Consider the following 11629-nt stretch of genomic DNA (forward strand, 5'->3'; position numbering starts at 1 on the left):
CCATACCGTCACAAGCGGTGCCGCTCGCGCGGCACACCGCCCTCGAACCGGCTGGCCGGTGCATTGTTTCCATGACAGAAACGAAACTTCTGGCCTTTTCCACACGGACAGGGCGCATACGGACCACGACGTTTATCCTCGGCCATCGTCATCGCCATCACTTCAGAGGGAGCGTGGCCACTTTGCAGGAGCTTCGCCATCGTCTGCATGGCCGGGCGTGCGCGATGAAAGAACAATTCGAGCCCGGCACACAGATAGTTGTGTCCCGGCTCACCATCGCGCGACAGCGCGAAGCGGTCCTTCGGACAACCGCCATTGCATAGCGCCCTTACCTGGCATTCCCGGCATTGGGCCGTCAGCGACTCGCGCTTGTCGAGCCCGAAGCGGCGCTGTTCGGGCGACGCCATGAGATCGAGCATGTGCGTGTCGTGAATGTTGCCCAGGCGGTATCCGGGCTCGACGAAGTGATCGCAGGAATACAGATCGCCGTTGTACTCGAGTGCGGGACCGAAGCCGCAGGTGGGCGCGTGTATGCACAAAAGATGGCGGCCAAACAGCGCTTCCAGCGTCACATCGAATATCTGCACGAAAACGCGACCTACATCGTGACGTATCCACTCCTCGAATATGTCCAGAAGAAATTGACCGTACTGTCTCGAGCCGACTGATCGATTGGTAACCCGGTTGCCAGTCTGCGTGTACAGGACGCGTTTGCGACCCGACTGGGCCCTCCAGCCGAGATTAGCCAGATCGATCGTCTGTTCCGTGGCACGCTCCACGATCGGGATGAACTGCACCCACTTCGCCTTGAGCTCGTCACGGAAAAAGCGGTAAACCGCACGGCCGTCATTTTCGTTGGCCGCATTGACCGTACACAGGATGTTGAATTCAACCTTGTGCTGTTGAAGCAGTTTCCACCCGCGCATCACCAGATCGAACGTGCCATGTCCATTCCGATCGACGCGGTAGACATCGTGCAGCTCACGCGGTCCATCGACACTCAGGCCGACAAGAAAATCGCGTTCCCGGAAGAAACTGCACCATTCGTCGTCGAGAAGGATGCCGTTGGTCTGAAACGTGTGCTTCACAATCTGTCCGGGCTTGCGGTACTTATCGACCAGCGAAACGGCTTGGCGAAAGAAATCGAGTCGCATCAGAGTCGGCTCTCCGCCCTGCCACGCAACTGTCACATGAGGTGTGCGATGCGACTCCAGCAGCTGGCGAATGTAAGTCTCGAGCGTCGCTTCGGACATCCGGTGATGACCATCCGGATAGAGTGTGTCCTTGGAAAGGAAAAAACAGTATTGGCAGTCGATGTTGCAGGTAGAGCCACTGGCTTTCGCCAGAAGATGAAAACACGGTGGCGCATCCTGCGGGAGATTAGCACCGGGTGTCCCATCGGTACGCCTGATTGTTTGCGGTTCTGACGGCAGCTTCGAATCTGTCACGTCGCTCTCCAGGCGGATGCTGGAAAATTCCGGAGGTTGCCTTGGACAAGGTCGGCTTTCCAACACCACCTACCAACAGGTTTCTGATCGAGGCGGGGCCAAACATGGATCGCTCCTCGAAGAGGTATTCACGACGTCGACCCTGCTGGTTGTTATAGCATATGGCATCCGGGCAAGCCCAATTTCTTTAAGGCCCTCGTTATGTTGGAGGATGCCGGGCCCGGCATGTAGCGGCACCGGTCCGGTTGGTCCGGTCGCAGCGAAATGAGAATTTCCGTCGTCCCGCCAACTTTGGCTTTCCGAACGTCTCCATCACCAGAAAAGCACTCGCTGTAGGCGCGGGGTTGCACTAGACTACAAGCGACGCCGATACGACGGTTCCGTCCGGCGGACCGAATGCGTCGTTCTCCTCTCCTTTCTGTCTTGATCGGTTAGCAATCGTTCGAGTACTTCTCAAGTGTGGCCGCATAAACCTGGTCGCGTATTTCGTCTTCACCGTAGACGGCCCGTCGGCCGCTCGGGCGATTTCTCCTTCTGGTTCTGGGCGGCGCAGCGATTGGGAGACTGACTTGGAAACCGCACAGGCACGTTCAGCGAACGAACTCGCGCTGGACCGCACGGATCTCGCAGCCAGGCGCACGCTGATGGCCGCCGATCGCTCGCTGATGGCGTGGATTCGAACCGCTCTCTCGATGATCAGCTTCGGTTTCACGATCTACAAGATTCTGGAAAGCGTCCAGGAAGCAGGCGTTCACACCTCCCATCCGCATAGCCCGGTGCGTGTGGGACTGTTTCTCACCGGCATGGGAACCGCTTCGATGGTGCTGGGCACCATCGAGTATTGGAGGACGCTGGTTGACATCAATCAGCATCGCCATTTCAGCATCTGGCGACCTACATTTGTCATCGCGCTGATCATGGCTGTCATGGGGTCGTTTGCTTTTCTCAGCATCGTTTTCCGGCTGCTTTGAAGCATTGAACAAGCCAGCCTGATGGTTTTTAAGTCGGGTACGAAATGCTCGCTCAGGCAGTGCCAACCAGTTCGATGGATGAACGAAAGCTGGTTCTAATGCCGCGCCATGACGACTGGAGGGCGACATGCATGTCTATATCCACGACTACTTTATGCGCGTGCTCTATGTGATGACGGATCGGGTGACCGGGCCGTTCAGGTTTCGTCTCGTGCTTCAGCCGACCATGGCGATCGTGCTGGCGGTTTTGTCCGGGTTGAGAGATGCGAAACTCGGCAAGCCGCCGTATTTCTGGGCACTGATGACAGACCCGGGCCATCGGATGGACATGGCCCGCGACGGGTGGAGAAGTGTGGGAAGAGTGTTCATCCTCGCGATGATTCTCGACGTCGTATTCCAGATCATCGTGATTCACAAGGTGTATCCGGGAGGCGTGGTTTTCGTGGCGTTCGTTCTCGCGATCGTGCCCTATCTTGTCCTGCGCGGCCTCGTCACTCGCATTGCTTCCCATCTCCTGCACAAATCTGATTCAGTGGAAAGCCATCGCTGATGGCCGTTCCCAATGTCGGTCCTGCAAAGAGCCGCCGACCTAAGCTTCATGCCGGCGCCTGCGCCCGTGCGATCGACGGATTCAGGCGTGTTTGCGAACCATTCATCTGACAACAGGCGAAACGCAATGAACCCACGGACCAAGGCACCCACTTCGAAGGCTCCCGTAGATTGGGGCAGATTCGCCAACAGGATTCTCGTCTTGCAGGGGGGCGGCGCGCTGGGAGCGTATCAGGCAGGCGTCTACCAAGGGCTGGCCGAGGCGGGACTGGAACCCAACTGGATCTCGGGGGTGTCTATCGGGGCAATCAACGCGTCACTGATCGCAGGTAATCCTGCGGAACAGAGAGTGAGGAAGCTCCGCGAGTTCTGGGAGCGTTCCTCGTCAATCGCGTCGTTCGTCCCGCCTGCATCACTGGATCCGATGCGGCCATTCTTCAATGCGATGGGCGCCGCGTCCGCGGTGATGATGGGCGTTCCGGGCTTCTTCTCGCCACGCATACCGCCGCCGTTCATGGCGCCTGAAGGCAGCCTCGGCGCCATCAGCTTTTACGACACGCAACCGCTCAAAGCCACACTCGAGGAGTTGGTCGACTTCGATCTGATCAATAGCAAGCGTGTGCGCCTTTCATTAGGCGCCGTCAATGTATGCACAGGCGATTCCGTGTACTTCGACAGTATGAAGACCCGAATTGCTCCGGAACACGTTATGGCAAGCGGAGCGTTGCCACCGGGCTTCCCGCCCGTGAACATTGACGGCCAATGGTATTGGGACGGCGGAATCTCCTCCAACACGCCCCTGTGGTACGTGGTCGACGAGGCTTATCGGGAAAGCGGCGTCGTCGTCCAGGTCGACGTCTTCAGCGGCACCGGCCGGCTGCCTGAAAACCTGCGCCAGGTCCAGGAGCGCTTAAAGGACCTTCAGTATGCAAGCAAGATGCGCTTTAGCGGAGCACGCCTGAAGGAGCAGGAGGAACTGCGTGCATCGCTGCGCCGCATGCTCGACAAGATTCCGCCCGAACTCCAGTCGGATCCTGACGTGCAGCGGCTAACGGCGATAAGTACGCGGGGCGAGGTCGCCCTCGTGCACTTTACCAACCATCACAACACGCGATCTTCGGACTTCAAGGACTACGAGTTTTCGCGGGCAACCGTAAACGAACTCTGGGAAGGCGGGCTCGGTGACGTGCGCAGCGCGATCGAGCGTCAGGCGTGGCGTCACGCCGTGGAACTCGCTCACGACATCAAGGTAATCGATCTCACTCCACAGTGCCAGGAGAACACACCATGACCGAATCGGAAGTGCTGGAGCGTGCTTTCGCGATGCCGCTCACCAGCCCCGCGTTTCCGCCGGGCCCCTATCGCTTTGTCGATCGGGAGTTCCTCATTGTCACCTATCGCACCGATCCGGAGGTGCTCGCCGAAATGATTCCCGCCCCGCTGGAGATGACCGATCCGATCGTGAAGTTCGAGTTCATCAGAATGCCCAATTCGACCGGCTTCGGCGATTACACGGAAAGCGGCCAGGTCATCCCGGTGCGGTTCCAGGGGCAGGTCGGTGGCTACGTCCATGCGATGTATCTGGACGACATGTCGCCCATTGCCGGTGGCCGGGAAATCTGGGGCTTTCCCAAGAAACTCGCGTCGCCGGTACTTTGCGTCGAAAAGGATACGATTCGCGGGGTTTTGCGTTACGGTCAAATCCCAATCGCGGTTGCCACGATGGGATATAAGCATCGTGCGCTGCCGCATGACAACATTCTCGCCTCGCTGTCCGCGCCAAATTACCTGCTCAAGATCATTCCTCATGTGGATGGACGGGTTCGAATCTGTGAACTGGTCCGCTACTTCTGCGAAGACATCACGATCAAAGGTGCGTGGCAGGGACCCGCCGCGATTGAGCTGTTCCACCACGCGCTCGCACCGGTTGCTGCGCTGCCGGTGCGCGAAGTGATCTCCGGCGTGCACATCGTGACCGATCTGACACTGGGTCTGGGAACGGTGGTCCATGACTATCTCGCCCGATAGGCGCCCCAGCGTTATTTGATCGAGGAGAGCAACATGCATCGCAGCGCTATCTGTGCCCTTCTTCTTGGTTCCGCTCTCGCCGTGACGGCCTTCGCTCAGGCACCGACGAAAGCGAATCCCATGAAAATGAAATGTGAGGACTTCCTCGCAGTGGGCGAAGTCTACCGGCCAGCCCTGGTCTACTGGGTGGCAGGCGTCGACAAGGTCGGCATTACGGAAACCGACACGATGGTCGAAGACACCGCGACGCCCGTCGCCGCGGTGGTCGCCGAATGTCAGAAAGACCCCAAGGCATCGTTCCACGAGAAGGTACGGAAGATGTATAAGAGTGGCCAGATCAAACTCTTCGATCATCATTGAATGACCGGCTTCCCCGCTGGAGCATCGACCGTTTGGGACATGCGGTGAGTCGTGGTTGCCGACCGACGGGCTACTTCGTTGAACGCGATCGGTGCCCAGCTTGCGTTGCCGTGCGACGGCGCCGCATGCTCCTTTCGCAACGGAATCCCTCACTTCACGCAGGGCGACATGAGCGGCGAACAATCTGAAGAAAAGCTTAACGGACTGTGCGCGTTGTCCGTCGTTTCCCTGATCACCGGTATGGCTTGCGGCGCGTTGGGCGCGCTTTTTCGCCTCTGCCTGGAACAGGCCGACAGATTGCGCAATCTCTTTCTCGCGTGGGCGCACACACAACACGCTGCCGGCATCGTTTTCGTGGTCGTGGGCGCCTCAGCCGCCACCGCGCTTGCGGCCTGGCTCGTCAGGCGCTTTGCGCCCGATGCGGGCGGCAGCGGTATCCCCCACGTTGAAGCCGTTCTGAATCGCGAACTTCCCGCCGGGGCCCTGATACTTGTGCCCGTGAAATTCATTGGAGGCGTGCTCGCCATTGGCGCGGGCCTGGCATTGGGCCGCGAAGGTCCAACCGTCCAGATGGGCGCCTCGATCGCGCATTGGCTCGGAGTGCGTTTTCGCCGCAACGAATCCGACTGCGCGGTCCTGTTTGCGGCGGGGGCCGGCGCCGGACTTGCCACCGCGTTCAACGCGCCGATCGCCGGCTCCGTATTCGTGCTAGAGGAACTGATGCGTCGATTCGAAACGCGCGTGGCCGCCGCCGCGCTGGGCGCATCGGCCGGCGCCATCGCCATTGCGCGTGTCATACATGGCGACGCCCCGGACTTCAAATTAGCGAGCCTGGCGTACCCAGCCTTTGGTACCGTGCCGGCTCATCTGATTCTTGGCCTGGTTGTCGGGATCGTTGGCGTTGCCTATTGCAAGGCAATACTCTGGGCGCTCGCCGCATCAGATAGGCTCGCGCGCTGGCCGGTCGAGGCGGTCGCCGCAATTGTCGGTGGCGTGATCGGTCTTCTGGCGTGGTACCAACCGGATCTGGTCGGCGGCGGCGACCCGATCACACAGCGAGCGCTCACGGGAGTCGGCACAATATCCGCCATCGCGCCGGTCTTTCTGGTCCGCTTTGCTCTGGGTCCCATCTCATACGCAGCGGGCACGCCCGGCGGACTGTTCGCGCCGATGCTGGTACTCGGCGCACAGTTGGGACTTGTCTTCGGCATCGTGGTTGGCCACGTGCTTCCTGCACTCCCGATCGATCCGGTCACATTCGCGGTCGTTGCCATGGCCGGCTTTTTTGCGGCGGTCGTGCGCGCGCCGGTTACCGGCATTGTCATGGTGACCGAAATGACAGGGAGCTTTACCCTTCTACTGCCGATGCTCACGACGTGCTTCGTGGCGATGATCGTGCCGATGATGCTGGGCTGTGCGCCAATCTACGACTCGCTGGGGGCGCGCTCCCGCAGGCAACATGCAAGGAACCGGCGGAACGGATCACGATAGTTTTGCAAAGGCTGCGGATGGAACGCTTCCGCCAACTTTGCCTCTTCAGCGAGCGAATCCGGTTATTCCGTCCGCTGCGCGACCCAATCCCTGAACGTTGAATGAAAGCCGGTACAGCGCGGCCGTCACGGTGGGAGTCAAACCTCGCAAGACTTCGACATCAAGAGCGCAAGTGCGTGTAAATTCAGATCCAGTGGTTTTCCGACCCGCCACAGCGTCTTCGAATCGGTCGCCATCGAATTAAGTCCTACAGGCGTACAGGAGCCGGAATGAACACGAAGCACAGCAAAAAAGTACATCTTGAAGCCGCGGCGTCACATCACGAGCATGCGGCGCGATATCACCATCAGGCGTCGCGGCATTTCGAGGCCGGTCGAGACTACGCCCACGCTGCACACGAGGCGATGATGGCCCATGGCCACACGTTGCACGCGATCGATGAGGCACACGACGCAGGTGCACACAGCACCAATACGCCGCCGATAACGCCTGCATCGACCGGCTCTGCGTCAATCAGCGCAAACGCGGCAAAGCTTCACGCAACGGCAGCGGAGCTTCACGAGCAAGCGGCGCAACATATGCGCCACGCCGTCAAGCTCTTCGATCAGGACCGTAGTGTAGTGGCCCACGACGCGCAGCTAGCGCTCTCCCTTGCAGTGCGCGCTTTGGCCCATGGCAACGAAGCAGCCAGATTGTTCGTCAAGCTCGTGCCCGTCGAGCCTTCGTGAGTCATGTTGTATGAATTCAAAACAGGGACATCGTGTCTCGCAGAGCACTCGAGAGTAGAGCAGCTCCGTTGAGGTCGATGATTGAGCGTACCGAAAGCTGAACCGGTACTTTCACGGCACCGCATACCATAAGGTCGCGGTGCGGATCTACGGTAAAAGGCTGACCGCAAAGATCCGCACCGCGGGCACAACTGAATCCGGCGTTCTACGCGGGACTATGCCTTCCGGTCCAGCCAGTCTGCCGCAATGGACTTCGCATGTGCGACGGCCTCGTGTGCGTTGAGGAATACACCGAGCTGCTCCCAACGCTCTTCGGCCGCGTAAGTCCCCCTCGTACCGAGTGCTCTTTGTACGCGCAGATGCGCCGTGTACCTGCCGTCTTCCAGTGGCCGAGCGGTTGCAATCACCTTGTGCGGGAGGTCAGATCTCTCCGGCTGAACCAACTCGACAGGACCGCCCGGAACGCCGATATCCTTCAACTCGTTCCTCGCTTTGCAGTCTGGGCAGTAGAAGCACCACCCTTCGTCCTCGCGATTGGTTCTGACCTGGCCGCGGGCCAGCACGGCGCGACATTCAACGTTTTCGCAGATGAACGGCATACCAGTCTCCGAAGTTGTTTGCGAGGAATCCTAGCATGACCATCAACGGCCGGCCATCGGCATTATTGCCATGCCTGTTCCGCGCCGCCGACCCTCAGATCAGCGTGCTGAAGCCTTGCTGAAAGGAGAGGAGATCATGGGCACAGCAGACAGACGCGACGCGGTCAACTAGTGCAGAATCTTGGCCAGAAAGTCCTTCGCACGGTCCGACTTCGGATTCTCGAAGAACGCATCCTTTGCGTCGTCTTCTACGATGCGCCCATGGTCCATGAAGATCACACGATTTGCGACCTTCTTCGCAAATCCCATTTCGTGCGTGACGCACATCATCGTCATCCCGTCCTGCGCGAGTTCGACCATCACGTCGAGTACTTCGTTGATCATTTCCGGGTCGAGTGCGGAAGTCGGTTCGTCAAACAGCATGGCGATCGGATCCATCGACAAAGCACGTGCAATCGCAACCCGTTGTTGCTGTCCGCCCGACAGCTGGGAAGGATATTTGTCGGAATGGGTTCGCAGGCCGACCCGATCCAGCAGCTTCAGACCTTTCACGGTTGCCTCGTCTTTCGAACGGCCCAACACTTTGATCTGCGCAAGGCTCAAGTTGTCGACGATCGACATATGCGGAAACAACTCGAAGTGCTGGAACACCATCCCAACCTTTGAGCGCAATTTAGACAGATTAGTCTTTGGATCGCCAACCGAATCACCATTGATCGTGATCCCGCCTTGCTGGAATGGCTCGAGGCCATTAACGGTCTTGATCAGCGTGGATTTCCCGGAACCCGATGGACCGCAGACGACCACCACCTCGCCTTTCCTGATATCGGTGGTGCAGTCGGTCAATACCTTGAATTGACCGTACCACTTCGAAACATTGCTGATAGAAATCATAAAGACACCTGCTTCTGGAAACGTTAGACAGGCAGAACGGGCCGCAAGCGAACGCTAACGAATCGACCGGGTTCTGCCGGTGTGAGGAGAGCATCACGCGCCGCTCACATCAGCGTTGGCGTGCGAGCTGATGCCTGGCTTCCAGCAAACGCGCGTACCACGTCAACGGGAAGCACATCGCAAAGTAAATCAGTGCGACCATTCCGTAGATCGGGAACGGCTGAAACACCGCATTGGTGATCATCGAGCCAGTCTTCGTCAACTCGGTGAAACCGATGATTGAAGTCAGCGCGGTGCTTTTCACCACCTGAACGAGGAATCCGACGGTCGGCGCGACCGCAATGCGCAGCGCCTGAGGCCAGATGACGTAACGTAGTTGTTGCACATAGGTCAAACCAAGACTTGCACCCGCTGACCATTGACCACGCGGCACCGCTTCAACGCAGCCACGCCAGATATCGATCAGATAGGCACTGGTGTATAGCGTCAATGTTACGGATGCCGCGGCCCACGGCGACACATCGATGCCCAGCAATGGCAACCCAAAAAAGCCGATGAACAACTGCATCAGTAACGGCGTGCCCTGAAACAATTCGACGTACCAAACTACGCCGCGCTGCAGTATGCGGTTGTGCGAGATCCGCATCGCGAGCAGGATCATCCCTATCGCGCTGCCACCGACGAATGCGATCAGTGACAGCAAGACGGTCCAGCGCGACGCGATGATCAGGTTGCGGGCGATGTCCCAAAGTGAGAATTCAATCATCGTGTACGCCCCGAAAAAAGCCCTGATCCGAACCGGTTCAGCACACGTCGCAACACGATCGCCAAGCCGAGATATATCGCCGTGATGACGAGGTAGATCTCAAACGACCGGAAATTGCGCGACTGGATAAAGTTGGCTGCGTAGGTCAAATCCCGCACTGAGATTTGCGACACCACGGCCGAGCCGAGCATCACGATCAGCACCTGTCCTAGCAACGCGGGAAACACGTTGGCTAACGCCTGTGGCATGACAATGTGCCGAAACACCTGCTTGCCAGGCAGACCCAGCGCATAGGCCGCCTGGACTTGTCCGCGCGGAATCGAATCGACACCGGCGCGAACGATCTCGGTGGCGTAAGCACCCAGGTTGACCGTCATGGCGAGAACCGCGGCCTGCATTTCGTCGATATGCAGGCCGAGACTGGGCAGCCCGAAGAAGACAAAGAACAGCTGCACCAGAAACGGCGTATTGCGGATGAACTCGACATATAGCCAGACGAGCGATCGCAACCAGCGCGGGCCCGCCGCGCTGGCAGCCGCACCGGCGACGCCGAGCGCGCCGCCGAGCACCGTCGACGCCGCGGTGAGTCCGAGCGTCACTTCGACGCCGTGCGCGAGAATGCCTGCGTATTCGTGCAGATCGCTGAAGTCGAACGCGTAACTCATCGTGCTCTCACAGGTTGGCCGGCAGCGGTGCTTTCAGCCACTTCTGCGACATCGAGTTCAGCGTGCCGTCTTTCCTAGCCTGCGCAATCGCCTCGTCCACCTTCTGCAGCAAACGTGGTTCATTCTTGTTCAGACCAACATGATCCGGTGAGCTGAACAGCGAAAACTTCTGCTCCGGATCGATCGCCGGATGACGAGCCATGATCGTTGCCCCAACATCGTTGCCAACGACCAGCAATTGCGCCTGCCCGGACAGGAATGCCGATATCGCGCCGTTCGGGTCGTCGAAGCGCTTGATCGTGGCTGTGGGCGGAGCAACCTTGCTGACGCTGAGATCCTCCAGCGTGCCGCGAGCGACCGCGATGGTCTTGCCCGCGAGATCGGCCGCCCCCTTCACTGTCAGGTTCTTCGGACCAAAAACAGCGAGGTAGTACGGCGCATAAGGTGCCGAAAAATCGATGACTTTCGCGCGTTCGGGGGTCTGGCCGACCGACAGCAGCATGTCGGCCTTGTGGTCGGCGAGATAGGCCATCCGATTGTCGCCCGTGACCTGCACGAGTTCCACCTTTGCGTTGAGTGCTTTGCCCAGCACGTCCGCCATTTCGATGTCATAGCCTACCGGCTTCATGTCCGGGCCGATCGAACCGAACGGCGGATAGTCCTCGAAAACGCCGACTCGCACGACACCGGTTTTGGCAATCGTGTCGAGCGCATCAGCGTGAGCGATCGGCGCGAACGTGGCTAAAGCGGTGGCGCCAGCTAACGACAGCGCAAAAGTCGCGCTCGCGAACAGCCGTTGCATCAGTCCTGAATGGGGTACTGCAGTCATGATTGTCTCCTTGATGGATGATTGATCTTTTCAATTAATGCGTCTGTCGCGCAGCGACGTGGTGGCGATCGTCAGCGTGAAGCCTGCGCAATCGATGGTTGCTTCGATCGTCGCGCCGCATCGCGGATGAACGTGACCGCGCCAGCCAGGCTGTTAGCCCCGCGGTCGCGCGAGCATCGTGTTCATACCGAGAAGATTTCGGTGTAGCGCTTGATCCACGCCGCCTGCACGGCGGCGAGCGCCTTGTCGTCATGCAGTACGGCCTTCTCCGCGATCTGCTGCGGGCTCGGCACGAACGCGC

General features: G+C 59.1%; 13 protein-coding genes and 1 pseudogene. 7 read left to right on the forward strand and 7 right to left on the reverse strand.

From position 1 onward, the window contains the following. Positions 1 to 8: 8 nt before the first annotated feature. Complete coding sequence (locus EVC45_RS20785) at positions 9 to 1448, reverse strand: anaerobic sulfatase maturase (protein WP_248295205.1); 1440 nt, start codon at positions 1446 to 1448, stop codon at positions 9 to 11. A 569-nt stretch (positions 1449 to 2017) separates the two neighbouring features. On the opposite strand from EVC45_RS20785, the gene EVC45_RS20790 reads away from it, so the two are divergent. From EVC45_RS20790 to EVC45_RS45675, 7 genes are all read left to right on the forward strand, one after another. Then, positions 2018 to 2419 carry a YidH family protein gene (locus EVC45_RS20790; RefSeq protein ID WP_211193451.1) on the forward strand — a complete coding sequence of 134 codons (402 nt, stop codon included), beginning with the start codon at positions 2018 to 2020 and terminating at the stop codon, positions 2417 to 2419. A gap of 127 nt (positions 2420 to 2546) precedes the next feature. After that, entirely contained in the window at positions 2547 to 2969 is a 423-nt protein-coding gene (locus EVC45_RS20795) for a hypothetical protein (protein WP_211193452.1), read from the forward strand. Positions 2970 to 3095: 126 nt separating this feature from the next. After that, the gene (locus EVC45_RS20800) at positions 3096 to 4259 is read left to right on the forward strand and encodes a patatin-like phospholipase family protein (RefSeq protein ID WP_129960121.1); all 1164 of its coding nucleotides are present in this window, start codon (positions 3096 to 3098) and stop codon (positions 4257 to 4259) included. Beyond that, a complete protein-coding gene (locus EVC45_RS20805; RefSeq protein ID WP_129960122.1) occupies positions 4256 to 4996 on the forward strand; it encodes an acetoacetate decarboxylase in 741 nt (246 codons plus the stop codon). Before EVC45_RS20800 ends, EVC45_RS20805 begins: the two co-directional genes overlap by 4 nt. 33 nt (positions 4997 to 5029) lie before the next feature. Further along, the gene (locus EVC45_RS20810; RefSeq protein WP_129960123.1) at positions 5030 to 5356 is read left to right on the forward strand and encodes an HdeA/HdeB family chaperone; all 327 of its coding nucleotides are present in this window, start codon (positions 5030 to 5032) and stop codon (positions 5354 to 5356) included. A 78-nt stretch (positions 5357 to 5434) separates the two neighbouring features. Further along, positions 5435 to 6847, forward strand: coding sequence for a H(+)/Cl(-) exchange transporter ClcA (clcA, locus tag EVC45_RS20815; RefSeq protein WP_248295206.1), 1413 nt, complete (start codon positions 5435 to 5437; stop codon positions 6845 to 6847). Positions 6848 to 7116: 269 nt separating this feature from the next. Then, on the forward strand, positions 7117 to 7575 hold the full coding sequence (locus tag EVC45_RS45675) for a hypothetical protein (protein WP_168991506.1): 459 nt from the start codon (positions 7117 to 7119) through the stop codon (positions 7573 to 7575). A 215-nt stretch (positions 7576 to 7790) separates the two neighbouring features. Here EVC45_RS45675 and EVC45_RS20820 read toward each other — a convergent pair whose 3' ends face one another. The 6 genes and pseudogenes from EVC45_RS20820 to EVC45_RS46810 all read right to left on the reverse strand — a co-directional run. After that, positions 7791 to 8174, reverse strand: a complete 384-nt coding sequence (locus EVC45_RS20820; protein WP_129960124.1) for a hypothetical protein — start codon at positions 8172 to 8174, stop codon at positions 7791 to 7793. A gap of 168 nt (positions 8175 to 8342) precedes the next feature. Then, positions 8343 to 9068 (reverse strand): amino acid ABC transporter ATP-binding protein, encoded by a 726-nt coding sequence (locus tag EVC45_RS20825; protein ID WP_129960125.1) that lies wholly within the window; start codon positions 9066 to 9068, stop codon positions 8343 to 8345. A 109-nt stretch (positions 9069 to 9177) separates the two neighbouring features. After that, a complete protein-coding gene (locus EVC45_RS20830; protein ID WP_129960126.1) occupies positions 9178 to 9834 on the reverse strand; it encodes an amino acid ABC transporter permease in 657 nt (218 codons plus the stop codon). After that, positions 9831 to 10499, reverse strand: a complete 669-nt coding sequence (locus EVC45_RS20835) for an amino acid ABC transporter permease (RefSeq protein ID WP_129960127.1) — start codon at positions 10497 to 10499, stop codon at positions 9831 to 9833. The genes EVC45_RS20830 and EVC45_RS20835 overlap by 4 nt, the downstream gene beginning before the upstream one ends. A gap of 7 nt (positions 10500 to 10506) precedes the next feature. Beyond that, complete coding sequence (locus EVC45_RS20840; RefSeq protein WP_373683048.1) at positions 10507 to 11301, reverse strand: transporter substrate-binding domain-containing protein; 795 nt, start codon at positions 11299 to 11301, stop codon at positions 10507 to 10509. Between the two features lie 209 nt (positions 11302 to 11510). Further along, a pseudogene (locus EVC45_RS46810) lies at positions 11511 to 11629 on the reverse strand (ABC transporter substrate-binding protein); the annotation flags it as partial.

The sequence above is a fragment of the Paraburkholderia sp. UYCP14C genome (assembly GCF_004197395.1).
In the GTDB taxonomy this organism is placed as follows: domain Bacteria; phylum Pseudomonadota; class Gammaproteobacteria; order Burkholderiales; family Burkholderiaceae; genus Paraburkholderia.

Excerpts from the sequence above, each read along its gene's own strand:
- EVC45_RS20795 (WP_211193452.1), top strand. The coding sequence starts at position 2,547 with ATGCATGTCTATATCCACGACTACTTTATGCGCGTGCTCTATGTGATG.
- EVC45_RS20800 (WP_129960121.1), top strand. The coding sequence starts at position 3,096 with ATGAACCCACGGACCAAGGCACCCACTTCGAAGGCTCCCGTAGATTGG.
- EVC45_RS20805 (WP_129960122.1), top strand. The coding sequence starts at position 4,256 with ATGACCGAATCGGAAGTGCTGGAGCGTGCTTTCGCGATGCCGCTCACC.
- EVC45_RS20810 (WP_129960123.1), top strand. The coding sequence starts at position 5,030 with ATGCATCGCAGCGCTATCTGTGCCCTTCTTCTTGGTTCCGCTCTCGCC.
- EVC45_RS45675 (WP_168991506.1), top strand. The coding sequence starts at position 7,117 with ATGAACACGAAGCACAGCAAAAAAGTACATCTTGAAGCCGCGGCGTCA.
- EVC45_RS20820 (WP_129960124.1), bottom strand. The coding sequence starts at position 8,174 with ATGCCGTTCATCTGCGAAAACGTTGAATGTCGCGCCGTGCTGGCCCGC.
- EVC45_RS20825 (WP_129960125.1), bottom strand. The coding sequence starts at position 9,068 with ATGATTTCTATCAGCAATGTTTCGAAGTGGTACGGTCAATTCAAGGTA.
- EVC45_RS20830 (WP_129960126.1), bottom strand. The coding sequence starts at position 9,834 with ATGATTGAATTCTCACTTTGGGACATCGCCCGCAACCTGATCATCGCG.
- EVC45_RS20835 (WP_129960127.1), bottom strand. The coding sequence starts at position 10,499 with ATGAGTTACGCGTTCGACTTCAGCGATCTGCACGAATACGCAGGCATT.
- EVC45_RS20840 (WP_373683048.1), bottom strand. The coding sequence starts at position 11,301 with ATGCAACGGCTGTTCGCGAGCGCGACTTTTGCGCTGTCGTTAGCTGGC.